This is a genomic window from Paractinoplanes atraurantiacus (assembly GCF_900215205.1).
Taxonomy (GTDB): Bacteria; Actinomycetota; Actinomycetes; order Mycobacteriales; family Micromonosporaceae; genus Actinoplanes; species Actinoplanes atraurantiacus.
On sequence record NZ_OBDY01000001.1, the window covers coordinates 803,022 to 826,088 of the forward strand.

Sequence of the window (23,067 nt, forward strand, 5' to 3'; positions counted from 1 at the left end):
CTCTTGCGGTGACATGGGTCTCACGGATTAGCGTCTCAACGTGAACCCGAATCTGGGCCTCGCGAGCCGGTGATGGCCCGGACGCGCAAGCCTGTCGTCGAAGTGCGGCGCAGCCAGCGCCGGCGTCGCACAGTGTCCGCGTACAGGGACGGTGAGCGCGTTGTCGTGCTCATCCCGGACAGATTCTCCCGTGCCGAGGAGACCGAGTGGGTCGAGCGCATGCTGGCTCGCCTCGAGGCCCGGGAAGAGCGCATTCGCCGTACGGACGACGAGCTCCTGACCAGGGCCCGTCGCCTCACCGGCCGTTACCTCGCCGACCACGCCGAGCGGGTCCGCCCGGCCAGCGTGCGCTGGGTGACCAACCAGAACGGCCGCTGGGGCTCCTGCACCCCCGACGACGGCACCATCCGCATCTCCCACCGCATCCAGGAGATGCCCGACTGGGTGATCGACTACGTGCTGCTGCACGAGCTGTCCCACCTGGTCGTCCCCAGCCACAGCGCCAGTTTCTGGGAGCTGGTCAACCGCTACCCCAAGGCCGAGCGTGCCCGCGGCTATCTCGAGGGCATCTCGGCCGCCACCGGCGTGGTCCTGGGCGACGACTGACGGGCTCCAGGCTGACGACTGACGGGCTCTAGGCTGGAGCTGTGGTGAAACGGCTCGTTGCTGCGCTGCTGGTGCCCGTCGAGTGGAGCCCGCCCGGCGTCGGCCTGGCCGCGTGGCGTGCCGCCCTGGCCGAGGACGTGGTCGACCTTCTCGCCCGCCTGGCCCAGGCCGAGGCGGCCATCGCGGCGACCCCGGCCGACCGTGAGCTGGCCGAGGAGATCGCCTGGCCCGGCATGCGGATCTACGAGGTGCCCACCGCGACCTATCTGCCCGTCCTGGCCGCCGCCGGGGCCGACGGCTTCGACCAGGCCGCCGTGATCGCCGCCGACGCCCCCGACCTGCCCGGCATGATCCTCGGGAAGCTGCTGCGGCCCCTGGAGACCAAGGCGGTCGCGGTGGCCGCCGGCGGGCCCGGCAACGGCCTGCTCGGCCTGGCCACGAGCCTTCCCGCGCCGTCCTGGTTGGCCGATTTCGACCTGGACACGGCAACGGCACAACTATTGCGGCGTACGGCTCCCGAGCCCGGCGCCGTCTCCTCGACTCCCGAGTGGCGCCGCCTGAAGGGCCCGGCCGAGCTGGCCTCGCTCGACCCCGCTCTGGAGGGCTGGGAGAACACCCGGGCCATCCTCGGGGGTTAAAGCTCGAGTTGCAGCTCAGCCCGCAGCACGCGGCAAAGGCTGGGGACGGCAGCTAGGCCGCGCTGTCGAAGCGGAGCTGTGGCCGATCCGTACTTCCAAAAAAGCCGGACCGGCCACGGCCAGTTACTTGTCCTCGTCGGGCTTGTCGAGGTTGTCGAGCTCGCTGATGTCCCAGTCGGCGCTGCCCTGGGCGAAGACCTGCGGGTTGGCGAAATCCTCGTCGGTCGGCAGCAGGTCGGGGTGACCCCACAGGGCGTCGCGGCCCTGGATGCCGCGCTGCTCGGCCACGGCCGTCCAGAGCGCGCCCGCCTCACGCAGACGGCGCGGGCGCAACTCGAGGCCGACGAGGGCGGCGAAGGTCTGCTCGGCCGGGCCACCGGCGGCGCGACGGCGGCGGAAGGCCTCGCCGAGCTGGACCACCGACGGCAGGCGGTCGCCCGCGGCGGAGTCGACCACGTGGCCGACCCAGCCCTCGATCAGGGCCAGCGCCGTCTCGAGGCGGGCCAGGCTCGCCTTCTGCTGCGGGGTGTCCTCGGGCGTGAAGATGCCCTCGAGCGCCATGGCCTGCATCGACTCGGGGTCGGTGGGGTCGACGCGGCTCATCGCCTCTTCGATGGCGTCGCGGTTGACCGTGATGCCGTTCGCGTAGGTCTCGACGGCGTTCAGCACGTGCGCCCGCAGCCACGGGACGTGGCCGAACAGCCGCTGGTGGGCCGCCTCGCGCAGCGCGACGTAGAGCCGGACCTGGTCCTCGGGGATCTCGAGGCCGTCGCCGTACGCCTTGATGTTGGCCGGGACGAGCGCGGCCGTGCCGGTCGGCCCGAGCGGCAGGCCGATGTCGCCGGCCGAGAGCACCTCGGCCGCGAGCTGGCCCAGCGCCTGGCCGAGCTGGCCGCCGAACAGGGCGCCGCCCAGCGTGGCCACCATCGACTGCATGGGGCCGAGCTGCGCTTTCGCCTCGTCGGGGACGAGATCGCCCATCGCGCCCACCATGCGGCCCGCGATCGGGTCGCACAGCTTCTTCCAGACGTCGAGAGTGTTGTAGATCCACTCGTTGCGGTTCCAGGCGGCGGCCGAGCGGATGCCGCTCGGCAGCGCCGAGGCGGGGTCGAGCCACAGGTCGGCGAGGCGCAGGGCCTCCTCGACCTGGTTGCGCTCGTACATGTTCACCGCGGGGTCACCGGACGCGGACAGCTGGCTGGCCGCGACCTGCCGGGCCAGGTCCCAGTTGACCGGGCCGCTGCCGGGGCCGGCGAACATCTGCTGCAGCTGCGCCATGAACTGCTGCATCTGCTGCGGGTCGGAGGGGTCGGGCGGCTGGGCGCCCGGCAGGGAGAAGCCGAACGGGATATCAGGCACGTAGTCAACCGTACGCGGGAAACGCCCGCTCCGGACCGATGGCGCTGTCAGCTCAGAGAGAACTCAGGTCAGCTCAGAGAGCACTCAGGCAGGGGGGATAGTCTCACGCGCATGAGACGTCGTGGTGTCACGGTAATCCTCGGCGCCCTGATCACCGCCCTGCTGGCAGTCGGTGTCATGGCCGCACCCCTGCCCTATGTCGTGCTGAAGCCCGGTCCGACGGTCAACACACTCGGTTCGGACAACGGCGCCGAGGTGATCCAGGTGACGGATGCCGCCAAGACCTCGACCTCGACCGGGCAGCTCCGGCTGACCACGGTCAACGTGCAGTCGCAGGTGGAGTTGGTCTGGGCGATCAGCAGCTGGTTCAGCCACTCGGACGCGGTGGTGCCGCGCGAGCTGATCTACCCGCCGGACAAGTCGGAGAAACAGGTCGAGCAGCAGAACGCCGAGGAGTGGACGGAGTCGCAGGCCAGCGCGGTCACCGTCGCGCTGAAGAAGCTGGGCTACCCGGTGCAGACCTACGTCAAGAAGGTCACCAAGGACGGCGCCGCGATCGGCGTGCTCGAGGCGAACGACGTGGTCACCGCGATCGACGGCACGAAGATCACCGATCCCAACAAGGTCACCGAGGTGGTCCGGGCCAAGCCGGCCGGCACCACCTTCACTGTTTCTTACACGCGGGCCGGCAAGGCGGCGACCGGCAAGGTCACCACCAAGGCGAGCGGCGGCGACAAGACGCCGCGCCTGGGCATCGAGATCGGGACCAGGCAGGACGCCCCGTTCAAGGTCAAGATCGACCTCAACAAGATCGGTGGACCGAGCGCCGGCCTCATGTTCACGCTCGGCATCCTCGACAAGCTCCAGCCGGCCGACCTGACCGGCGGCAAGATCATCGCAGGGACCGGCACGATCGACGACAACGGCAACGTCGGGCCGATCGGCGGCATCCCGCAGAAGCTGGTCGGCGCCAAGAAAGCCGGCGCCCAGATCTTCCTGGTCCCCAAGGACAACTGCGCCGAGGCGCTGAAGAACGCGGTGGACGGTCTGCCGATGGCCGAGGTCGCCACCGTGGACGACGCGCTGACCGCGCTCAAGACCTTCACCAGCGGCGGCACGCCCAAGCCGTGCTCGGCCGCGTGACAGATGTCGTACTGTGAGACACCGGCCCGACTGAATTGTGGAGCCTCCGTTGGTTATGCGAAATAGCCCTCTTCCGAGGATGAGCCGGCGCGGTCGCGTCACCGTCGGCGTCCTGGTCGGGGTCTTCCTTCTTTTCACGCTGCTCGGGTGGGGCATCGACGCGTACACCGATTATCTGTGGTTCAACGAGGTCGACTTCGTCAACGTCTTCTCCGGTGTACTGCTCACCCGTCTCCTGTTGTTCCTGGCCATCGGCATCGCGGTGGCCGTGATCATCGCCGCCAACCTCTACCTGGCCTACCGGCTGCGCCCGCTGCTGCGGCCGCACTCGGCCGAGCAGGCCACTCTCGAGCGCTACCGGATGATCATCGCGCCCCGCCTGGGCACGTGGATCACCGTCATCACCGTGATCATCGGCTTCTTCGCCGGCCTCTCGGCGCAGGGCCGGTGGAAAGACTGGATGCTCTTCCGCAACGGCGGGAACTTCGGCGTCAAGGACCCGCAGTTCAACGTGGACCTCGGGTTCTACATCTTCGACTACCCGATGTGGCGCTACATCCTCGGCGTCGCCTTCACCGCCGTCGTGCTCTCGGTGCTGGGCGCGCTCGCGGTCCACTACATCTTCGGTGGCGTACGCCTGCAGGGCGTCGGCGACCGCATGACCACCGCGGCCCGGGCCCACCTGACCACGCTGGTCGCGATCTTCGTCCTGCTCAAGGCCGTGGCCTACGTGCTCGACCGCCGCGCCCTGCTGCTCGAGCAGCACGTGTCGCCGGGCCTCTACGGCGCCGGCTACACCGACGTCAACGCGCTGCTGCCGGCCAAGGAGATCCTGGCCTACATCTCCATCGTGGTGGCCATCGCGATCATCGTGTTCTCCAACGCGGGCATGCGAAACCTGGTATGGCCCGGTGTCTCGCTGGCCCTACTGGCCATCTCGGCGGTGGCCATCGGCGGCATCTACCCGCTCGCCGTGCAGAACTTCTCGGTCAAGCCCAGCCTCGCCGAGAAGGAAGCGCCGTACATCAAACGCTCGATCGAGGCCACGAGAGCGGCGTTCGGCATCAACGCCACCGAGACGGCGCCCTACCGCGCCAACAACGTGGTCCCGCAGTCCGGGCTGACCAGCGACACGAGCGCGCAGAACGCCCGGCTGGTCGACCCGCAGCTGGTCTCGCAGGCCTTCACCCAGTCGCAGCAGTCCCGCGGCTTCTACGACTTCGGCAAAAAGCTCGACGTCGACCGCTACTCGATCGACGGCAAGACCGCCGACTACGTGGTCGGCGCCCGTGAGATCAACGACGACAAGCTGACCGCCCAGCAGCGCAACTGGCTCAACCGGCACACCGTCTACACCCACGGCTACGGCCTGGTGGCGGCCCCGGCCAACCAGGTGGTCTGCGGTGGTCTGCCGTACTTCGTCTCCGGCTTCCTCGGCGACGACCGCCCGCCGGGCTGTTCCTCGGCCACCGACGAGATCAAGGTCGACCAGCCGCGGATCTACTTCGGCGAGCAGTCCACCGAGTACGCGATCGTCGGCCAGGAGGACGCGAACAAGAAGGTCGAGTTCGACCGTCCGCAGGAGGAGAACAACAACGCCGAGGAGCTTTACACGTACGACGGCAAGGGCGGCGTCCCGATCGGCTCCTTCTTCCGCCGGCTCGTCTTCGCGGTCAAGAACACCGAGAGCAACTTCCTGCTCTCCGACGCGGTGAACAAGGACTCGCGGCTGATGTACATCCGCGACCCGCGCTCCCGCGTGGAAAAGGTCGCGCCGTTCCTGACCATCGACGGCGACCCGTACCCGGCCGTGGTCGACGGCCGGATCACCTGGATCCTCGACGGCTACACGACGGCGGCGACCTACCCGTACAGCCAGAAGATCAACCTGGCCAACGAGACGCGCGACGAGCTCACCGGCCAGGGGCAGTTCGCCCTGGCCCGCGACGACGTCAACTACATGCGCAACTCGGTCAAGGCGACCGTCGACGCGTACGACGGCACGGTCAAGCTCTACGAGTTCGACGAGAACGACCCGGTCCTCAAGGCGTGGAACAAGGCGTTCGGCGGTGACCTGATCATCCCGAAGGCGGAGACCCCGGCGTCGCTCGAGGCGCACTTCCGCTACCCGCAGGACCTGTTCAAGGTGCAGCGCAACCTGCTCACCAAGTTCCACGTGACCGATCCGCAGGCGTACTTCTCCGGCCAGGACTTCTGGCAGGTGCCGAACGCGCCGGACTCGCCGTCGAGCAACATCAAGCAGCCGCCGTTCTACCTGAACGTGCAACTGCCCGAGCAGGACCAGACCAGATTCCAGTTGACGGCCGGCGTCACACCGGCCAACCGTGAGAACCTGGCCGCCCTGATCTCCGGCTCGTACGTGGACAACAAACCCGTCCTGCAGGTCCTCGAGTTACCCGACCAGACGGTCATTCCCGGCCCGGTCCAGGTCCATCAGAAGATGACCAACAACGCGGCCGTACGCCAACAGCTGAACCTGCTGTCGAACAACGCACAGAGTCAGGTGCTCTACGGCAACCTGATCTCCCTGCCGGTCGAGGGCGGTGTCCTGTACGTCGAACCGGTCTACGTCAAGACCGGCAACCAGGACAACGCGGCGCCGCTGCTGCAAAAGGTCCTGATGTCGTACGGCGACGGCGGTACCTACGTGGTCCTCGCCGACAACCTGAAACAGGGCCTCGAACAGCTGGTGGCCCAGGGCAAGAACGCCGGCTCCGGCACAGGCAACAACAACACGGGCAACAACACCGGCGACGGCAACACGACGAACCCGCCACCGGCGTCGCTGACCGGAGAGCTGGCCCAGGCCGCGGCCGCGCTCGACACGGCCATCGCCAACGTCAAGACCGCCCAGCAGTCCGGCGACTTCGCCAAGTACGGCGAGGCGCTCCAGGCCCTCGACACCGCGATGACCAACTTCCAGAACGCCCAGAAGGCCGCCACCGGCGCCTCAGCGGCCCCGTCGACGGCGCCGTCCACGGCTCCGTCGGCCCCGGCGCCGTCAGGATCGGTAGCGCCTTCACCAACCCCGAGCGGCTGACGATTGAGTGGTGGTGGTCCCCGTGAGGAGGGCCACCACCACCCGTTTTGCAAGCAGCCAACGGGTTGCGCTAGTGTTAACGAGCCGACGCGGGGTGGAGCAGCTCGGTAGCTCGCTGGGCTCATAACCCAGAGGTCGCAGGTTCAAATCCTGTCCCCGCTACGAAATCCGAAATCCCCCTGTCCGCAGAGAGCGCGGACCGGGGGATTTCGTCATATCTGCCTGGGGGCCGAGCCCCCAGACCCCCACGGTGCGGTTGGGTGCGCTTGGTGGGTGGTTCGCTTGGTGAGGGCTCGCAGGCTGCGCCTGCCTCGGGTGGGTTTTAGATGTTCATCAGTAGGTGGCGGACCATGGTTGTCTGCAGGGTGTTGATTTGGGCCAGTAGGGCGGCTGAGGTTTCGGCCTGGAGGCGGGCTCGGGTCAGGGTTACGGCTTCCTGGGCGGCGTCTACGCCTACCAAGGTGTCCAAGGCTGTGTCTACGGCGGCGTACTGGGTGCCGAGGGCGGTGGCGTGGTAGGTCATCGCCGAGGACACGGCGGCGGTGGAGGTCAGGCTGTCGGTGACGGCCGAACGGGCCTCGTCGATGGCGTCCAGCGCGTCGTTCTGGTCGGTGGGGGCGCCGCCGGTGAAGTCGATGGCGTTCAGCTTCAAAGAGGCGGAGCCGAGCTGGTCGGCGGCCACGGAGATCGCGGTCAACTGAACCTCGTCCGAGGCGCTGCCACCGGCGCCGACCCGGAACGTCAGCGGGGCCGAGGCGATGGAACCGTCGAGGAGGCTCTTGCCGGCCACCGTGGTGGTGGACGTGCTGAGCCTGGTCAACTCGTCGGTCAGCGCGGTCACGGTGCGCTGGGTCGCGGTGACCGAAGTGGGGTCGGCCGTGTTCAGGGCCAGCACCGCGTTGCGCAGGTCACCGAGGATGTCCGAGGCCGATCGCAAACCTGACGCGGCGGCCTCCGCGGCGGAGCCGGCATCCTGCGCTGCCCGCAGATAGAGGCCGGTGGCGCCCTGCTGGGCCCGCAGCGAAATCTCCCTGGTGGCGGCCACCGTGTCCTCGGCGAACGAGGTGAACCGGCGGCCGGAGGCGATGCGAGCCGACGAGCGCTCGACGGCCTGCAGGGCCTCGGCCTGGTACCGGGCGATACGCATCGCGCTGACACTGCTGCTTCCGCTGACGAACATGGGTGGGCTCCTAGCCTGTCTGCGAACCCGGGGGTGAGGGTTCAGCCCGACATGTCGGTCGCCGCTCCCGAAACGCAACGTTCTGACGGCTCGAATGCACCACCGACCGGGAACAACCAACCGAACGGCTACCCGCCGGGACCGCAAAAGGCGATCAGGAAGCCGGCGTGGGCACGGTGAACCAGAAGCGGGTGCCGCCGCCGGGGTTATCGTCCACGCCTACGGTGCCGTGATGGCGTTCGATGATGCGCTGGACGATTGCCAGGCCCAGGCCTGTACCGGGGTAACTTTCGCTGCCCTCGGCTCGGGTGAACGCGTTGAAGACCTCGGAGCGCTGGGACTCGGGGATGCCTATGCCGCGGTCGGCGACCTCGATGCGGGACAGGCCGTCGGGCTGGGCGGTGGCGGAGACGGTGATCTCGGCGGTCCGGTCGGGCGGGGTGTACTTGATGGCGTTGCCGATCAAGTTGTCCAGCACCTGGCGGAGCTGGCTCGGATCGCCGCAGGCCGTCGGCAGGGGAGCGCAGTCGATGCTCGTACCGGCGGGAGCGCTGCCCAGGCGCTCGGCGACGATGCTGTCGACGAGTTCGTTCAGGTCGACCTCGGAGGTGCGCAGCGTGGTGTTGTCGGCCATGGCGTATGCGAGAAGGTCATCGATCAAATCGCGCATGCGGCCGGCACTGGCCTGGACACGGGACAGGTAGCGGCGCTGCTTCTCGTGCATGGCGCCGTCGTCCAAGCCGGCCATCAGATCGGCGTAGCCGATCACGTTGGCGAGAGGGCTGCGCAGGTCGTGAGCGACCACGCCGGCGAAGCCGACCAGCTCCTCCTCGCGCCGGCGCAGCTGCTGCTCCACCGCCTCGCGCCGTTCGATGTCGTCGCGCAGCTCGGCGGTGGCCTGATCGACGCGGCGCAGCGCCCGGTCACGGGAGGTCACCACGGTCGCCGTCAGCAACGCGAGCAGAAGCGTGATCACACCTCCGATGGCGGCCGCGCCACGGGCCAGCCAGGCCTCGGCCGCCGGCAACAGCCGGACCGTGGGCCGGATGGTGAGCTGCCACTGCTTCTGCGGAATCGGGATCTCGACGACCCGGGCCGGCATGCCGTCATCGACCCGGGCGCCCGGCTTCCAGGTGGCGATCGTGACCGGCCGGCCACTCGAGACGTCGGCGAACTCGATGCTGACCTGGTCGCCCCCGATCACGCCGGGCGTCGGCCCCAGGAACTCCTTACCGCTGAACGTCATGGCGATCCAGCCCCGGAACCGGCCGGCCTCGGCCGCCGGCTGGGTCGCGAACACCGGCGCCGTCATGATGAAGTACCGGTCCGCGAACCCGGGAACCTCGAACGTGGGACTCGTCGAGATCCCGCCGTCGGTCCGAGCGCTCCGCAACGCCTGCACGGCCTGGGCCGTGCCCCGAAGATCGAGGCCGAGGGTCGCCGTGGACCCCGTCAAGGACCGGCCGAGCACGACGAAGTAGTGCTCCCCGCTGCCGGCGCCGCCCGTCTTCAAAGTCAGACCGGCACTGCCCCGGCGACGCCAATCCGCCTGGACGGCAGCCGCCGTGCCATCAGTGGCACTGACGATGTAGCCGACCTCGGCCGCCCCCGGAAGCCGCTGCCCGTTGATCGGCGCCGCGATCGCCCCGAACGAGTCAGCCGTGAGCTCGGCCTGCGCCCCCAGCGAGGCCGACAAGTCGGACAGCGCCAGCCCGTACTGGATCAACTCGGCCATGACGACCTGCGCGACCACCGTCTGCCGTTGCTCGAAAGCCCGCTCGCTCCGGTTCTTCGCCGTGCTGTGCAACGCGTACGTGGCCAGCCCCGAACCGAGCAGCCCGAGCAGCACAACGAGGCCGACCACCAGGCCCGACCGCCGCCCCAGCCGGCGGACGCCCACGGCAGCGGTCATGACCCCGACGCTAGCCCGGCCGGGAGGAAGAGCAGACCGCTTTCCCGCCGAGTACCCCGGATTGGGCACCCGAGGACAAGGCAGGGTAGTGTTAAGGAGCCGACGCGGGGTGGAGCAGCTCGGTAGCTCGCTGGGCTCATAACCCAGAGGTCGCAGGTTCAAATCCTGTCCCCGCTACGAAATCCGGGATCCCCCTGTCCGCAGAGAGCGCGGACCGGGGGATTTCGTTATATCTGCCTGGGGGCCGAGCCCCCAGACCCCCACGGTGCGAGCGGTCACGCTTGGGGGTGGGTGCGGTGGGTGAGAGACGGCCTGGCCTTCGGCTGGCCACGGATGGGCTCACGGTCTTGACGTCAGGCTCGGCGGATCCGCCGGATCCCAACTGGGCCCGGCCCGGCCTAACCCAACCCAACCCAACCCAACCCAACCCAACCCAACCCAACCCAACCCAACCCAACCCAACCCAACCTGGCCCGGCCCGGCGCGGCCCTGCCGAGCCCGGTCCGGTCTGGTTCAGCACAACCCGCCCCGGCCCAAGCCAGCCCGGCCTAGGCCAACCCGGCCTGGCTCGGCACAACCCAACCCGACCCGACCCGATCCGACCCGGCACGGTCTGGCCCGGCACGGTCTGGCCCGGCCCAGCGCAACCCACCAACCCAGCCCGGACCTAGCCCAACCCCACCCGGTCCAGCACAACCCGGCCCGGCACGGTCTGGCCCGGCCTAGCGCAACCTGACCCGGCCAAGCCGGGCGCAACCCGGCGCAAACGCAGCCCTCTGGTGGTGGTTAGGCGGCCAGTTGGGTGTAGAGGAGGGTTAGGTCGCCTGCCAGGGCGGACTTTACGTTGCGGCTTACCTCGTCTACCAGGACCTCGTACGTGTTGGACTCGATGCCGTCCAGGGCGGCGGTTGCCACGTCCCGCGGGGCGGTTTTGGGGGCGTCGATGTTTGTGGTCATGTCGGTGTCCACGTAGCCGACGTGGAGGCCCGTCACCTCGATGTGGCGGGAACGGAGCAGCAGGCGCAGGGAGTTCGACTGGGACCACAGGGCGGCCTTGGAGGCGCTGTACGGGCCGCCGTCGGCGAGCCAGGACAGGGCCGAGTGCACGTTCAGGATGTGGCCGCCGCCGTTGTGCTCGATCACCGGGACGAAGGCCCGGGCCAGGAGCAGCGGGCCGTAGAAGTTGGCCTCCATGTCGCGGCGGACCTCGTCGAGCGGGGAGTCCAGGAATGACGCGCCGGAGGTCAGGCCGGCGTTGTTGATCAGGATGGTGACGTCGGTGGCCCGGGCGGCCGCGGCGGCGACGGAAGCCTCGTCGGTGACTTCCAGGGCCAGCGGTACGGCGTCGGGGTGGCTCACCGAGCGCGGGTCGCGGGCCGTGGCGTACACCTTGCTCGCTCCCCGGGCGTAAAGCTCCTCGACCAGGGCCTTGCCGATGCCGCGGCTGCCGCCGGTGACGAGCGCTACGGAGTCCTTGATGGCGGTCATGTCGCGTCCTCTCGGAGAAACTGATCGGTTTCCACCAACGTAAACCGATCGGTTTCCGTACGGCAAGGCCCGGCCCTGTGATGAAGGAAACTGATCAGTTTCGCGCGCGCTATGCTGATCGCATGACCTCCGAAGCCACTCGAGACCGCCTGCTCGACGCTGCGGCGGATCTCTTCTATCGCGAGGGCGTCGGCGTGGGCGTCGAGGCTCTGAGCAGGGCCGCCGGCGTCTCCAAGCGCTCCATGTACCAGCTTTTCGGCAGCAAGGACGAGATCTTGGCGGCGGGGCTCGAGCGCGTCGGGCCGGCCTTCAACGCCTATCTGCTGCCGGCCGAGGACGACGGCGGCACGCACCGCGAGCGCATCCTGCACGTCTTCCGGCGCTTCGAGGAGACCGCGACCGCGCCCGGATTTCAGGGCTGCCCGTTCGTCGCGGTCTCGCTCGAGGTCAAGGCGCCGGAGCATCCCGCGCGCCTGGTCGCCCGGCGCTACAAGGACATGCTGACCGCGTTCTTCCGGGCCGAGGCCGAGCAGGGCGGCGCCGCCGACCCCGAGAAACTGGCGCGTCAGCTCACGATGACCTTCGACGGCGCGAGCGCCTGGGCCGTCATGCACGGCGAGGCGCCGGACGCGGCCGAGATGGCCGCCGTGCTGCTCGACGCTGCGGGCCTCTGACGCGAAAAGCCCCGGTTCGTTAAGGAACCGGGGCTTTTTTGAAGATCAGCAGTTGGTCTCGCCCGTGCCGACGATCGCCCACTTGCAGGCGTCGACGATCACATTCGCGGGTGTACGGAGTTGGGCCGTGTCCCCGCCGTTGTTCCAGACGTAGCCGCTCTTACCGGCCCGGCCCCAGAACCGGTGGGTCGCCGTGTTCGTGCCCTTGCCGGACTGCACGAAAATCGACGCGCCGGCGTTCAGGTAGACGGTGCCGCTGAACTTGTAGACGATGCTCTGCGCGTCGCGCAGCGTCCAGCCGTTCAGGTTGATCCGGGTCTTGGTCTTGTTGGTGAGCTTGACCCACTCGGCGTTCAGGCTCGCGTTGCTGCCCGTGTCGGCGCCCGTCGAGTCGTACCTGATTTTGGTGAATTGGACCGGCGCAGCGGCCTTGACGGTGATCTTCAGTTCCTTGGAGTAGTTGCCCTGAAGGCCCTGCGAGGTGTCGCCGCCGACGTACGCGCGGAACGTCTGCAAGCTGCCCGGCGCCAGGCCACTGATCTTGGCGTTGAGGAAGGCGCCGTCCGCGTCGCTCGAGCCCTTGCCGGAGAACACCGTCTTCCAGGTCCCGTTGGCCTGCTTGAGCTGGAACTGGTACGGCAGCCCGCCCTGGCCGGGAACGTTCCAGGCGGTCAGGTCGGCCCGGCCGGCGACCGTCGACCCGCCGCTGAGGCCGACTTCGAGGCGCGAGTAGACCGTGACCCGGTTGGAGACCGCGGAGCCCTGGTGAACCTCGAAGAGGAAGCCCGAGTCGACCCACCGGCTGAACGAGAAGCGACCCGAGGCGTCGGCGGTGGCGACGACAGTGCCACCGGTCGTCCAGTTCTGGGCCGGCTGCATGTCGTTCCAGCCGATCGCCGTCTCGTAGAGCTGCACCTGGGCGCCGGCCTCGGCGACGCCCGACAGCGTCACCGGCTTGTAGCCCACGATGACCGGCGCACTGGCTTGCAGCGTGGGAACGCCCGCCGCGGAAGCCGGCGCGGCGACGGCAATGACCGCGCCGATCGCGGCAACGGTGGCCTTGGACACGAGCCTGGAGATCATTCGCAGCAGTGTAATGACATGAAATAGCTGCTCAGATGGTCCGCGCGGACAATGCACGGCCACCATCAGGACACCGGCGAGGACGCTTTCCGCCGATGGCTACCAGCCGTTGCGGGCCGATTCCGATGCTCGATATCCAGAAGCTCCGGCCCCTCCAGCGGAACCCGGTACCGGTAAGTGATCCCCTCGTCCCGAACGACGAAGTCGTCCGAATCCTCCCGCCGCCACGTCAAAATCATCTGCCCATACTTCTCAGCCAGTTTGACCAGCGCCGGGAAGTTGTCGACGTTGACCACAGGTTTGCCCGGAGGACTCGGCATCGGCTCAACATGAACAAGGAGTTGGGGGTAACGCCGTTCAATCTGGGCACGGGTGCGAAGGGGCATCCCGCGCCGTGCGAGGAAGAACACAAGGGCGGCAACCATTCCTGCGGCGATGAGGGAGAGAATGGCGTAAGAGCGTGCCTGTGAGGCCGTTAGGCCGAGAATCCCGATTTCACGCGGAACGACGGTTGTGCTCGCCGTTCCCGAATTGCTTTTCGTCAGCTTGGTGTTGCTGCCGAGCACCATCTGCATCGGATCCACCGCGAACGTGAGCGGTGCAGTCAGCGTTCCGACCCCGGGCGAGACGACTCGTGCGGTCAGGGCGACGGTTACCGCGCCGCTGCTGGCTGCTCCGATCGCTGCTGACGCGGCATCGGATCGTGCGACTAGCGCCTTGAGGTCGAACTTCGCCGTCGCTTCATAGGACGAACTGCTGAAGGCCTTCTTCTCTACCAGTTGGATGGTGGTGTGCCAGCCGGTGCCGTTACTCAGCTCCGCGCTCAGATCGAAGGTGCCGGCCGGTCCGGTGTACTCGGCGAGCAGGTCGACGGTGTTGGTCAGCCTGCGGAAGATTGGTTCGGGAGAGGTCACGGTGGTGCCGTCGTACGCCGCGGACTTCGGCACCTTTGCCGAATAGGAGTAGGTGATGGACTGGCTGGGCGGAGCGGCGACCGCGAGGGTCTCGACGATCGGTTTCATCCAGCCTAAAACGCCCAACAGGAGTGCCACCACAGTGAGCGCGGCGACGAGGTAAGCCCCGCCGCGAAGCGGGGACGGAAGGCGTTGCACTGTCTTGAAGACCGCTGCGGCGGTCTCCAATGAGCCTCCCTGCCGCGACATGGCCTTCACCCTCTTCTTCCGGCGACCTCGCGGAATCTCCCGCCGGTTTCGCGCCGCGGTGGCGACTCCGCCGCCCACCACCAGAAAGCTCAGCATCCCGAGCCCGCTTGGGCCGAGGAGTGGCTTCAGCCACAGGCCGCCCTTCGGGATGTGCAGGACGGCTTGGCCGATCATCTCCTCTGTCGTGGGGGTCACCGTGTCGATCGACTGGTTGTTGTCCCCCTTCAGGACAAATCCGGTTGACCCGTCCCCGCCGATGATGCGGTGGAGGACTCGCTGCCCCGGGATGGATCCATGATAAGCGGCAATCTCTCCCACATGGTACGAATCGGCCTTCGCGACGAAGACTAGGTCGCCCTGGTAATAGACGGGATTCATGCTCACGCCATCGGTCACGACGTAGGTGAGCCGTTCCGTCATGACCGCCCAAGCACCAATGGCCGCCATCCCGAGGATGACGGCCACGACGGCGGTGCGAAAGGTCTTGTGGATCGGTGCTCCCGGGGCCGCGCGACTACATGTAGCCTCGCACTCCGAAGTAGCCCGAGTGGGTGGATTAGCTGACCGTGATGTCGAGCCCGCTGAGGCCCGAGTAGTAGCCCGCAGCGCTGTGGCCGACGTTGGCAGTGATGCAGTTGATGTCCGCGTTTGCCGGGCCGCCCACCACGGTGACAGCGTTGGTGACGTTGCTGTACGTCTGGCTCGTGATGTCGGCGCCAGTGCAGTACCACTCGACCGCGGTCTGAAGCGAACCGCCCGTCGGCTTGATTACCACGGTCTTGCTCTCTGCGCCGGTCAGATCGATGTCGATACCGCTCAGCTGCTGATTGGCGCCGGTGTTGTCAATGAAGGTGTAGTCGATGTCGGTCACGACCGCGCCGGTGACGGTCTGCGTGACCTTACCGCCGATCCAAGTGTCGGCAGCTCCACCGGTGCGGGTGACGCCCGCACCGGTCAGCGCCGTGGCACCCGCCGCGATGACGCCGGCCGCCGCGATTCCGCCCACGATCTGAAGCATGTTGCGCATTCTGTATCTCCCCTGGTTTCGGTTATCCGTGTCGTCCCGGTTTCGGTCCGGGGTTTTCGTTGTCAGCTGCGGACACAAGATGTTTCGACCGCGGGGCGGGGACACATGAAGACGAGGGGGTTGCATCTCGGGTGCCGCTGGATCCGGGAAACGGGCGCGCCGGACGGTCTGAGACAGTAGGGGCCGTATGACTGGACGAGAACTTCAAGCTGACTGCGCCCGCTGCGCGGGGCTGTGCTGTGTCGCACCCGCATTCGTCAAATCGTCAGACTTTGCCGTGACTAAAGCGGCCGGCCAAGCCTGCCTCAACCTGGCCGACGACTTCCGGTGCCGGATCCATGAGCGGCTCGAGCCGAGCGGGTTTCACGGGTGTGTGGTCTTCGACTGCTTCGGCGCGGGGCAGCGGATCACCCAGGAGACCTTCGGCGGCCGTACGTGGCGGGACGCCCCCGAATTGTCCGGGCCCATGTTCGCCGCCCTGCCCGTCGTGCGGCAGCTGCACGAGATCATGTGGTATCTGAGCGAGGCTTTGCAGCTGGGCGAGGCTCACCCCGTACATCTCAAGCTGGAAAACGCTCTCGCCGAGACCGACCGTCTGGCCGGCGGGACGCCGGAGGAGCTGAAAGCCCTCGACCTGGACGCCCATCGGCGCCGGGTCAACCCGCTGCTGCGCAAGGCCAGCGAGCTCGCCCGCGGGCGCAACCGGCCCGATCACAGCGGCGCCGATCTGATCGGCCGCCGGATGCGCAAGGCCGATCTGCGCGGCGCCAGTTTCCGCGGGGCGCTGTTGATCGGCGCCGATCTGCGGGAGGCCGATCTGCGGAGGGCCGATTTCACCGGGGCCGATCTCCGGGGTACGGATCTTCGCGGCGCCGATCTGACCGGCGTGCTCTTCCTCACGGCCTCCCAACGTCGCGCCGCGGTCACCTAGTCGCCCTAGGATGAGCGCATGCAGGATGTGTCGGGTGTGGTGTGGGTGGCGACCGTGCTCGGCATCGTCGGGTTGCTGCTGTTCGACTTCTTCTTCCACGTGCGCAAGGCGCATGTGCCGACGCTCGGCGAGGCCGCCCGGTGGACGTCGATCTACGTGTCGATCGCGATCCTGTTCGGGGTCGGCGTCTGGATCTTCGGCGGCAACCAGATGGGCGCCGAGTACTTCGCCGGCTATGTGACCGAGGAAGCGCTGTCGGTCGACAACCTGTTCGTCTTCCTGCTGCTGCTGAGCAGCTTCAAGGTGCCCCGGGCCGACCAGCAGAAGGTGCTGCTCGTCGGCATCGTCGTGTCGCTGATCGCCCGGACCGGGTTCATCTTCCTGGGCTCGGCGCTGATCAACTCGTTCGCCTGGGTGTTCTACCTGTTCGGGCTGATCCTGCTGGTCACCTCGGGCAACCTCCTGCGTGAGCAGCACGGCGACCAGGAGGAGAAGCCCGACAACTTCGTCATCCGGGTCGCCCGCCGGGTCCTGCGCACCTCCGACGAGTACGACGGCGACAAGCTGTTCACCTATCAGGACGGCAAGCGCGTCCTGACCCCGATGGTGCTGGTCATGGTGGCGATCGGCGGGACCGACATTCTGTTCGCGCTCGACTCGATCCCGGCCATCTTCGGCCTGACCCAGAACGTCTATCTGGTCTTCACGGCGACCGCGTTCTCGCTCCTCGGCCTGCGCCAGCTCTACTTCCTGATCGACGGCCTGCTCGACCGGCTGGTCTACCTGTCGTACGGCCTAGCTGCGATCCTGGCCCTGATCGGCGTGAAGCTGATCCTGCACGCCATGCACGAGAACAACGTGCCGTTCATCAACGACGGCGAGTCGATCCACGTCGTCGAGATCTCCACGGCCCTGTCCCTCGCGCTGATCATCTCGATCCTGCTGATCACCGTGGTGGCGTCGCTTCTGAGTCCCAAGGGCCGGACCCAGACGTACGTGGCGGCGGCGCGCCGCCACGCGACAGAGTTCCTGGACATCGAGACGGACCCCGCCTACTGCGACGAGATCTTCCACAAGCTCCTCGTCGAGGAGGCCCGCCTCAAGAGCCTGCCGGAGAAGTACCGGGCGCAGATCCGCGCCGAGGACGAGCTCATGGCGCTGCTGCACCGGGCACACCAACTGCACGAGCAGCGCGTGGCCGCCGGCACGTGCTTCGTCCCCGAGTCGGCGGGGAGCCGCGAGGCCCGCGCCTGAGTCAGCGGGGGATCGCCCGGCCCGCGCCTGAGCCAGCGGGGGATCGCCCGGCCTGGGGCCGGAGCCGGCGGGGCATGCCGAGCCCGTGCTCGAGTCGGCAGAGGCCCCGTCGAGGTCAGCCTTGGCGGTGGTTGCCCTGGCTGGGGATGTCGCCGGTGTCCTGGCGCGGGATCGAGCCGCGGCTGCGGGCCGCGTTCCCGGCGAAACGGGCCGCGGTGCGGCGCACCGACTCGGCCCGGTCCCCGCCCTCCCACCCGGCGCCCGAGGTGGGTGCGGGGGTGTCCCAGCCCGCGCCCGAGGTCGGCGAGGAAGCGCCGCCGTACGGGGGTGGCTCGGGCGAGCGGGGCACGGGCCGCTCGAGGAACGCGGAAAGGTTGGTCTCGCCGGTCGGGCGGGTGCTGCCGGTCTCGGCGCCGCCCGAGACCAGGTCGGCCACGCGCGCGGCCAGGCTGGCGGCGCGGGAGTCGAGGTCGTCACGGCCGCGCAGGGCGTTGTCGTCGGCCGGCTGGACCCGCCAGCTCTCGGAGGCGGAACGGCCCCGGCCGGCGGCCGGCGACGTGGGCGCGGCCGAGGTGGGCAAGGCCGCCGCGGGCACCGGCGGGGGAGCGGGCGCCGGGGCGGGAACGATCGGCGGGGGAGGCGAGGCCGGCGTCGCCGCGCGAATCACCGGCGCCGAGCCCGCGGCGGCCCCCGCGGAGCCGGCAGCGGGAGCGAATCCGGCATTGGCCGCGTAACCGGCCGCATCGGGCGCGAAGCCGGCGGCGGCAGGGGGACCGGAAACGACAGGGGGAGCCGAGTGCGGAGCCGGGGCGTAGCCGGGACGTGCCGCATGGTCCGGGGTGGCATAGGCCGAGGAAGCGGCATGGTCGGCGTCGTAGGCCGGAGGGGCGGCGTGGGCGGGGGGCGCCGGTTTCGCGTACGCGTCGGAGGCCGGCGGGGCGTAGGCCGAGGCGACCCACGGGTTCTGCGGCTGCTGCGGCTCGGCCGCCAGGCGCTGCACCGACACCGCGCCGATCAGGGTCACGGTCTGCCCGTCGCCGCCCTGGAAGTTGTTGAACTCGGGGCCGATGACCAGGCGGGACAGCATGCGCGCCTGCATCACAGGGATGCCCAGCTCGGTGGCGTGCTCCACCCGGTACCGGGCGATCGCCTGCCGCAGCGTGTTGGCCAGGCGGTCGGCGTCGCCGACCGCGGCCAGGTCGCCGCCGGCGAAGACCAGGGCCGGGAACGAGTTGTGAGGCCCCGCGCAGACCAGCTGGATCTGGGTGACCGTGCCGGAGCGGCCCGCGTCGCGGTTGCCCGGCTGCACGCGCAGGTGCTGCGGCCAGGGCCAGCGCAGCTCGCCCGTGCTCAGCGTGACCGGGTCGCGGTAGAGCACCCGCTCCTCGGTGACCACGACCTCGGTCTCCTCGGGCAGCGTCCAGCGCGGCATCGAGGCCGGCTCGTCGAACGCGTACTCGGCGACGGCACACTTTCCGCTCCAGAGCACACGCTCCGTCGCGCTCTGTATCGAGTCACGCAGTGACGATCCGGCGGGGGCCGCGCTCGTCGGCGCGGCCACCTGCCCTGTATCTGCGGACGCGAAGTACTTGTCCGGCATGCGCGGCTATCCCCCCAGTAGTGCCGCGCCCCCACACGCGGCCGTAACCGATTACAGCGGGGTGCCGGTAGTCAAACAAGTGGGCAAGCGCGAATCACACCGGATTTCCTGACGAGTACACGACAGGCCGGAAAAGCTTCAACCCTTTGGACCGAAAGTGGTTACTTACGGTTACCGAAGAGGCCCGCTGGGGGAAGGGGTGACGCTACGGCGACACTGTCCGTCACGGGTGCCGCCCCGCCGGTGAACCGGTCGAGGTCGGTCTCGACCCGTCCCGGGAACCAGTCGCCGGCCGCCCGGCGCGACAGTTCGGCGATCGGCGGCGGGGTCCGGCCCGCCAGCAGCACCAGGTTGCCGAAGCGGCGGCCGCGCAGCACGGCCGCGTCGGCGACCAGGCACGCCTCGGGCAGCGCGGCCCGGATCGTGGCGACCTGCGCCTTGGCGTGGCGCAGCGGCGGCCCGTCGGCGATGTTCGCGATCAGCCAGCCGGCCGGGTCGAGCACCCGCGCGATCTCGGCCATGAACTCGACCGAGGCCAGGTGGGCCGGGGTGCGGGCGCCGGCGAAGACGTCCAGCGCGATCAGGTCGTACCCGCCGTCGCGCATGCCCTCCAGGGCCGCCCGCGCGTCGGCGACGCGGACGCGGATGTTCGCTTTCGCCGGGAGCGGCAGGGCCCGGCGTACGAGCTCGACCAAGGGCCCGTCGATCTCGATGACGCGCTGGGCCGAGCCGGGCCGGGTCACCGCGAGGTAGCGGGGAAGCGTCAGAGCGCCGCCGCCGAGGTGCAGCGAGCGCAGCGGCTTGCCCGGCGGAGCGATGAGGTCGATCGCGGCCGCCATCCGCCGGATGTACTCGAACTCCAGGTGGGTGGGGTCGGCCAGGTCGACGTGTGACTGCGGCGCGCCGTCGAGCACCAGCGTGAAGGCGCTGTCGCGGTCGGGATCGGGCACGATCTCGGCGACGCCGGAGGCGACCGTCTCGACGGTCCGCTCGGACCTCCTGCGCTGTGCCACGCCGCAAGTATCCAGGTCGGCGCGGGCGTCACCGCGTCGGGGACCATTTCTACAGTTCCGGCCCCAAACCGCTTTTTTCTGGCCAGACTTCTCGGCGTCGTCTCTCTTTTTATGTACGGAGGTGAGCCGTGTCCACGAGCAATGTGCTGGCGCAGATCATCGGCGGGGATGCGCGCCGCCCCACCGGCCCACCGCCGGCCGGCGCCATGCCCGCGATCCTGGCCGCGGCGCAGGAGGAGGCCGGCCCGCCGCTGAAGATCAGGCGCTACCTCTCCGACGAGGGCCCGGCGTTCTGGCGCTGGGACTGCGCCAGTTGCGGTGAGTACGGAGGCGGACGGCACCACAGCGACGCGATGACCCGGGCGATGCGGCATTGCGCCGAACACCCGGACCACCGGTCGTCACTGCTGCCGCCGCTGTTGTGCCGGCAGCGGGACAATTTCGTCCCGCTGCACCCGATGCTGCACGCGGTCGACGACGACCCGCCGCCACCGCCACTCGCGGTCTGAGCCGGCCGGCGGCGCTCAGCCGTTGGTGTCGCCGTCGCCGGTGCGCTGCTGCGCCTGGTCGACGCCCTTGTCCACCTGAGACGAGTACTTGTTCCCGGTGCGGTCGTCGACCTGGTCGCCGGCCTTCTCGAGACCCTCGTCGACCTGCTTGTCGTGCTTGTCGGCGAAGTCCTTGGCCTGGTCCATGAAGCCCATCGTCCAACTCCTTCTTGCTCGGGGGTACGCCTTATCTGCTTCCCGGGCAGGACGGAGCAAAACGTCAGGGACGGGTGTCGCCGTCGCCGGTGCGCTTCTGCGCCTCGTCGACGCCCTTGTCGATGTGCGACGAATACTTGTGGCCGGTGCGCTTGTCGACCTCGTCGCCGATCTTCTCGAGGGCCTGGTCGACCTGCTTGTCGTGCTTGTCCAGGAAGTCCTTGGCCTTGTCCATGAAGCTCATCGGCTCGCCTTTCTCTCTCCGAGGACCTTCGCGACCGCTTGCACCCGCGGGTCCTCGGCTATCTTCTCCAGCCCGGTCCTGAGCGGCATCCGCCAGTTCGGGTATTCGTCCATGGTGCCGGGCAGGTTGGGCTGATCGAGCTCGCCCAGCACGTCGTAGAGCGACGCCGTCACGAAGCGGCACGGCGTCCGGGCCAGGAACTCGTGCATGGCCACGATGATCTCGGCGTCCGTGCTGGTCGCGGTGATCAGGCCTTCGGCCCGCAGCGCGGCGAGGAGCTGGGCGCGGTCCTTGTCCGCGTTCTTCCGTTCCTGCTCGACCGGCCCGGCCAGCTGCCCGAGCTCGGCCCGCACCTTCACCTGCTCGCCGGCCAGGAACCCGGCCGCGGTGGGCAGGTCGTGCGTCGAGATCGAGGCCAGGGCGTTGCGCGGGTACTTCCCGGCCGGCAGATAGCCGCCGTCCGGATCGTCGTCGTCGCGGGTGAACCACAGCACGGCCGAGCCGAGCATGTTCATCCGCTCCAGACCCTCGGTCACTTCCGGCAGTACGGTCCCCAGGTCCTCACCGATCACGACGGCGCCCGCCCGGTGCGCCTCCAGGGCCAGGATGCCCAGCATCGCGTCCGGGTCGTAATGCACGTACGTGCCGCCGTCGGCGCCCATGCCCGGCGGCACCCACCAGAGCCGCCAGAGCCCGGCCACATGGTCGACGCGGAGCCCACCGGCGTACCGGAAGATCCGCCGCAGCATGTCCCGGTAGGCGGCGTAGCCGGTCTCGATGAGCCGGTCGGGCCGCCAGGCGGCCAGCCCCCAGTCCTGGCCGAGCTGGTTGAACGCGTCCGGTGGGGCGCCCGCGTGGACGCCGGCCGCGAGCACGTCCTGCAACAGCCAGCCGTCGGCCCCGCTCGGGTCGATGCCGACGGCCAGGTCGTGCACCACGCCGGCCGGCATGCCCCGGCGCCGGGCCTCCTCGTTCGCAGCCTCCAGTTGTTGCAGCAGCAGCGTCTGGAGCCACGCGTGGAAGGCGATCCGCTCGCTGGTGAACGCGCGAACCGCCGGCGAGTCGGGCCGCCGGAACTCGTCGGGCCACTGCTGCCAGTTCGGGCCGTGCACCTCGGCGAGCGCGCAGAACCGGGCGAAGTCCAGCAGGCCCTCGTCCTCGGTGTCCGCCTTCTCGGCCAGGGGCCACAGAAGCTCCAGCGCCTGGAGCTTGGCCTTCCAGACGGCGCTGTAGTCGATCAGATCCGTCTTCGGAGGCCGCAGCGCGTCGATCATGGCTCGGGTGCCGGCGTCGGCCCGCCCGTACTCCGGGATGTCCTCGATGCGCAGGTAGAGCGGGTTGACGAAGCGGCGGCTGGACGGCGAGTACGGCGAGGCCGGCACCGGCAGCGTCGGCGTGATCGCGTGCAGCGGGTTGAGCAGCACCAGCCCGGGCGACCCGGAGACGCCCAGGAACTCGCGCAGATCACCCAGGTCGCCCATGCCCCACGACCGAGCCGAGTGCAGCGCGTAGAGCTGGAGCATCCAGCCCCAGGTCTGCGGCGGCTCGGGCAGCTCGGTCGGCACCACGACGAGCGTCACCCGCTGGTCGCCGATGTCGAGTCGGTGCCAGCCCAGGGGCAGGTCGTCCGGCACCTCGCGGACCTCGCGGGTGGTGCCGTCCTCGAGCTCGATCGTGGCCGGTCCGGGCAGGTCGCGGCCGCTGCCCTGCCGCACGACCACGGTGCCCGGCATGCGCCCGAGCCGTTCGCGCTCGCGCACGGCGGCCAACTCGGTGCTGATCGCGGCCGGCGTCGTGGCGTCCACGCCGAGCAGGCCGAGCACCCCGGCGACGGACTCGGCGGAGACGTCCTTGCGCTCGCGGTGCCAGTCCTCGTACCAGGTGGCCACTCCGTGAGCCGTCGCCAGTGCCGCCAGGTCGGCGTCCATCCGCACCCCTCTCAGTTCGGTCCTGCTCGTCATACCCTGCCGGATCCGGGGGTACTCGC

General features: G+C 69.1%; 20 protein-coding genes and 2 tRNA genes. 10 read left to right on the plus strand and 12 right to left on the minus strand.

What is annotated here, in order from left to right; translation table 11 throughout:
• Positions 1 to 72 precede the first annotated feature (72 nt).
• Together CRP55_RS03820 and CRP55_RS03825 are read left to right on the plus strand one after the other, a co-directional pair.
• Entirely contained in the window at positions 73 to 606 is a 534-nt protein-coding gene (locus CRP55_RS03820) for a M48 metallopeptidase family protein (RefSeq protein ID WP_097318011.1), read from the plus strand.
• A gap of 41 nt (positions 607 to 647) precedes the next feature.
• The gene (locus tag CRP55_RS03825) at positions 648 to 1,244 is read left to right on the plus strand and encodes a hypothetical protein (protein WP_097318012.1); all 597 of its coding nucleotides are present in this window, start codon (positions 648 to 650) and stop codon (positions 1,242 to 1,244) included.
• 123 nt (positions 1,245 to 1,367) lie between these two features.
• Here CRP55_RS03825 and CRP55_RS03830 read toward each other — a convergent pair whose 3' ends face one another.
• Positions 1,368 to 2,534, minus strand: coding sequence for a zinc-dependent metalloprotease (locus tag CRP55_RS03830; RefSeq protein WP_179855027.1), 1,167 nt, complete (start codon positions 2,532 to 2,534; stop codon positions 1,368 to 1,370).
• A gap of 180 nt (positions 2,535 to 2,714) precedes the next feature.
• On the opposite strand from CRP55_RS03830, the gene CRP55_RS03835 reads away from it, so the two are divergent.
• From CRP55_RS03835 to CRP55_RS03845, 3 genes are all read left to right on the plus strand, one after another.
• Positions 2,715 to 3,746, plus strand: a complete 1,032-nt coding sequence (locus CRP55_RS03835; protein ID WP_097318014.1) for a YlbL family protein — start codon at positions 2,715 to 2,717, stop codon at positions 3,744 to 3,746.
• A gap of 79 nt (positions 3,747 to 3,825) precedes the next feature.
• The gene (locus CRP55_RS03840) at positions 3,826 to 6,807 is read left to right on the plus strand and encodes a UPF0182 family membrane protein (RefSeq protein ID WP_097318015.1); all 2,982 of its coding nucleotides are present in this window, start codon (positions 3,826 to 3,828) and stop codon (positions 6,805 to 6,807) included.
• Positions 6,808 to 6,895: 88 nt separating this feature from the next.
• Positions 6,896 to 6,969, plus strand: a tRNA-Met gene (locus CRP55_RS03845).
• 160 nt (positions 6,970 to 7,129) lie between these two features.
• On the opposite strand, the gene CRP55_RS03850 is transcribed toward CRP55_RS03845, so the two are convergent.
• A complete protein-coding gene (locus CRP55_RS03850) occupies positions 7,130 to 7,954 on the minus strand; it encodes a flagellin (RefSeq protein ID WP_179855001.1) in 825 nt (274 codons plus the stop codon).
• A 187-nt stretch (positions 7,955 to 8,141) separates the two neighbouring features.
• Complete coding sequence (locus CRP55_RS03855; protein WP_097318017.1) at positions 8,142 to 9,899, minus strand: ATP-binding protein; 1,758 nt, start codon at positions 9,897 to 9,899, stop codon at positions 8,142 to 8,144.
• Positions 9,900 to 10,002: 103 nt separating this feature from the next.
• Between CRP55_RS03855 and CRP55_RS03860 the strand changes: the two genes are divergently transcribed.
• Positions 10,003 to 10,076 (plus strand) — tRNA-Met (locus tag CRP55_RS03860).
• Between the two features lie 609 nt (positions 10,077 to 10,685).
• On the opposite strand, the gene CRP55_RS03865 is transcribed toward CRP55_RS03860, so the two are convergent.
• Complete coding sequence (locus tag CRP55_RS03865) at positions 10,686 to 11,387, minus strand: SDR family oxidoreductase (RefSeq protein ID WP_097318018.1); 702 nt, start codon at positions 11,385 to 11,387, stop codon at positions 10,686 to 10,688.
• A gap of 122 nt (positions 11,388 to 11,509) precedes the next feature.
• On the opposite strand from CRP55_RS03865, the gene CRP55_RS03870 reads away from it, so the two are divergent.
• A complete protein-coding gene (locus CRP55_RS03870; RefSeq protein WP_097318019.1) occupies positions 11,510 to 12,061 on the plus strand; it encodes a TetR/AcrR family transcriptional regulator in 552 nt (183 codons plus the stop codon).
• Positions 12,062 to 12,106: 45 nt separating this feature from the next.
• On the opposite strand, the gene CRP55_RS03875 is transcribed toward CRP55_RS03870, so the two are convergent.
• The 3 genes from CRP55_RS03875 to CRP55_RS03885 all read right to left on the minus strand — a co-directional run bounded on the left by CRP55_RS03875 (position 12,107) and on the right by CRP55_RS03885 (position 15,325).
• Positions 12,107 to 13,144, minus strand: a complete 1,038-nt coding sequence (locus tag CRP55_RS03875) for a lamin tail domain-containing protein (protein WP_245922762.1) — start codon at positions 13,142 to 13,144, stop codon at positions 12,107 to 12,109.
• A 65-nt stretch (positions 13,145 to 13,209) separates the two neighbouring features.
• The gene (locus tag CRP55_RS03880; protein ID WP_097318020.1) at positions 13,210 to 14,772 is read right to left on the minus strand and encodes a DUF5305 family protein; all 1,563 of its coding nucleotides are present in this window, start codon (positions 14,770 to 14,772) and stop codon (positions 13,210 to 13,212) included.
• 91 nt (positions 14,773 to 14,863) lie between these two features.
• Positions 14,864 to 15,325 carry a hypothetical protein gene (locus CRP55_RS03885; RefSeq protein ID WP_143234391.1) on the minus strand — a complete coding sequence of 154 codons (462 nt, stop codon included), beginning with the start codon at positions 15,323 to 15,325 and terminating at the stop codon, positions 14,864 to 14,866.
• Positions 15,326 to 15,611: 286 nt separating this feature from the next.
• On the opposite strand from CRP55_RS03885, the gene CRP55_RS03890 reads away from it, so the two are divergent.
• Both CRP55_RS03890 and CRP55_RS03895 read left to right on the plus strand, forming a co-directional pair.
• A complete protein-coding gene (locus CRP55_RS03890) occupies positions 15,612 to 16,265 on the plus strand; it encodes a pentapeptide repeat-containing protein (RefSeq protein ID WP_245922763.1) in 654 nt (217 codons plus the stop codon).
• Between the two features lie 18 nt (positions 16,266 to 16,283).
• Positions 16,284 to 17,519, plus strand: a complete 1,236-nt coding sequence (locus tag CRP55_RS03895; protein ID WP_097318023.1) for a TerC/Alx family metal homeostasis membrane protein — start codon at positions 16,284 to 16,286, stop codon at positions 17,517 to 17,519.
• Between the two features lie 115 nt (positions 17,520 to 17,634).
• On the opposite strand, the gene CRP55_RS52760 is transcribed toward CRP55_RS03895, so the two are convergent.
• Positions 17,635 to 19,119 carry a hypothetical protein gene (locus CRP55_RS52760; RefSeq protein WP_179855002.1) on the minus strand — a complete coding sequence of 495 codons (1,485 nt, stop codon included), beginning with the start codon at positions 19,117 to 19,119 and terminating at the stop codon, positions 17,635 to 17,637.
• Between the two features lie 161 nt (positions 19,120 to 19,280).
• Complete coding sequence (locus CRP55_RS03905; RefSeq protein WP_097318024.1) at positions 19,281 to 20,132, minus strand: spermidine synthase; 852 nt, start codon at positions 20,130 to 20,132, stop codon at positions 19,281 to 19,283.
• A 128-nt stretch (positions 20,133 to 20,260) separates the two neighbouring features.
• Here CRP55_RS03905 and CRP55_RS03910 point away from each other — a divergent pair, with 128 nt between their 5' ends.
• Positions 20,261 to 20,641 carry a hypothetical protein gene (locus CRP55_RS03910; RefSeq protein ID WP_097318025.1) on the plus strand — a complete coding sequence of 127 codons (381 nt, stop codon included), beginning with the start codon at positions 20,261 to 20,263 and terminating at the stop codon, positions 20,639 to 20,641.
• A 15-nt stretch (positions 20,642 to 20,656) separates the two neighbouring features.
• Here the strand turns inward: CRP55_RS03910 and CRP55_RS03915 are convergent, their stop codons facing one another.
• The 3 genes from CRP55_RS03915 to malQ form a co-directional block, all read right to left on the minus strand.
• A complete protein-coding gene (locus CRP55_RS03915) occupies positions 20,657 to 20,836 on the minus strand; it encodes an antitoxin (RefSeq protein ID WP_097318026.1) in 180 nt (59 codons plus the stop codon).
• A 64-nt stretch (positions 20,837 to 20,900) separates the two neighbouring features.
• Positions 20,901 to 21,080, minus strand: coding sequence for an antitoxin (locus CRP55_RS03920; protein WP_097318027.1), 180 nt, complete (start codon positions 21,078 to 21,080; stop codon positions 20,901 to 20,903).
• Positions 21,077 to 23,008: a 4-alpha-glucanotransferase gene (malQ, locus tag CRP55_RS03925; protein ID WP_097318028.1), complete on the minus strand. Its 1,932-nt coding sequence runs from the start codon at positions 23,006 to 23,008 to the stop codon at positions 21,077 to 21,079. Before malQ ends, CRP55_RS03920 begins: the two co-directional genes overlap by 4 nt.
• Positions 23,009 to 23,067 lie beyond the last annotated feature (59 nt).

What these genes read in the sequence shown, in the direction of transcription:
- CRP55_RS03895 (WP_097318023.1), top strand. Translation starts at nt 16,284, where the DNA reads ATGCAGGATGTGTCGGGTGTGGTGTGGGTGGCGACCGTGCTCGGCATC.
- CRP55_RS03820 (WP_097318011.1), top strand. Translation starts at nt 73, where the DNA reads ATGGCCCGGACGCGCAAGCCTGTCGTCGAAGTGCGGCGCAGCCAGCGC.
- CRP55_RS03875 (WP_245922762.1), bottom strand. Translation starts at nt 13,144, where the DNA reads ATGATCTCCAGGCTCGTGTCCAAGGCCACCGTTGCCGCGATCGGCGCG.
- CRP55_RS03915 (WP_097318026.1), bottom strand. Translation starts at nt 20,836, where the DNA reads ATGGGCTTCATGGACCAGGCCAAGGACTTCGCCGACAAGCACGACAAG.
- CRP55_RS03835 (WP_097318014.1), top strand. Translation starts at nt 2,715, where the DNA reads ATGAGACGTCGTGGTGTCACGGTAATCCTCGGCGCCCTGATCACCGCC.
- CRP55_RS03870 (WP_097318019.1), top strand. Translation starts at nt 11,510, where the DNA reads ATGACCTCCGAAGCCACTCGAGACCGCCTGCTCGACGCTGCGGCGGAT.
- CRP55_RS03920 (WP_097318027.1), bottom strand. Translation starts at nt 21,080, where the DNA reads ATGAGCTTCATGGACAAGGCCAAGGACTTCCTGGACAAGCACGACAAG.
- CRP55_RS03855 (WP_097318017.1), bottom strand. Translation starts at nt 9,899, where the DNA reads ATGACCGCTGCCGTGGGCGTCCGCCGGCTGGGGCGGCGGTCGGGCCTG.
- CRP55_RS03830 (WP_179855027.1), bottom strand. Translation starts at nt 2,534, where the DNA reads ATGCAGCAGTTCATGGCGCAGCTGCAGCAGATGTTCGCCGGCCCCGGC.
- CRP55_RS03865 (WP_097318018.1), bottom strand. Translation starts at nt 11,387, where the DNA reads ATGACCGCCATCAAGGACTCCGTAGCGCTCGTCACCGGCGGCAGCCGC.
- CRP55_RS03850 (WP_179855001.1), bottom strand. Translation starts at nt 7,954, where the DNA reads ATGCGTATCGCCCGGTACCAGGCCGAGGCCCTGCAGGCCGTCGAGCGC.
- CRP55_RS52760 (WP_179855002.1), bottom strand. Translation starts at nt 19,119, where the DNA reads ATGCCGGACAAGTACTTCGCGTCCGCAGATACAGGGCAGGTGGCCGCG.
- malQ (WP_097318028.1), bottom strand. Translation starts at nt 23,008, where the DNA reads ATGGACGCCGACCTGGCGGCACTGGCGACGGCTCACGGAGTGGCCACC.
- CRP55_RS03885 (WP_143234391.1), bottom strand. Translation starts at nt 15,325, where the DNA reads ATGCTTCAGATCGTGGGCGGAATCGCGGCGGCCGGCGTCATCGCGGCG.
- CRP55_RS03840 (WP_097318015.1), top strand. Translation starts at nt 3,826, where the DNA reads ATGAGCCGGCGCGGTCGCGTCACCGTCGGCGTCCTGGTCGGGGTCTTC.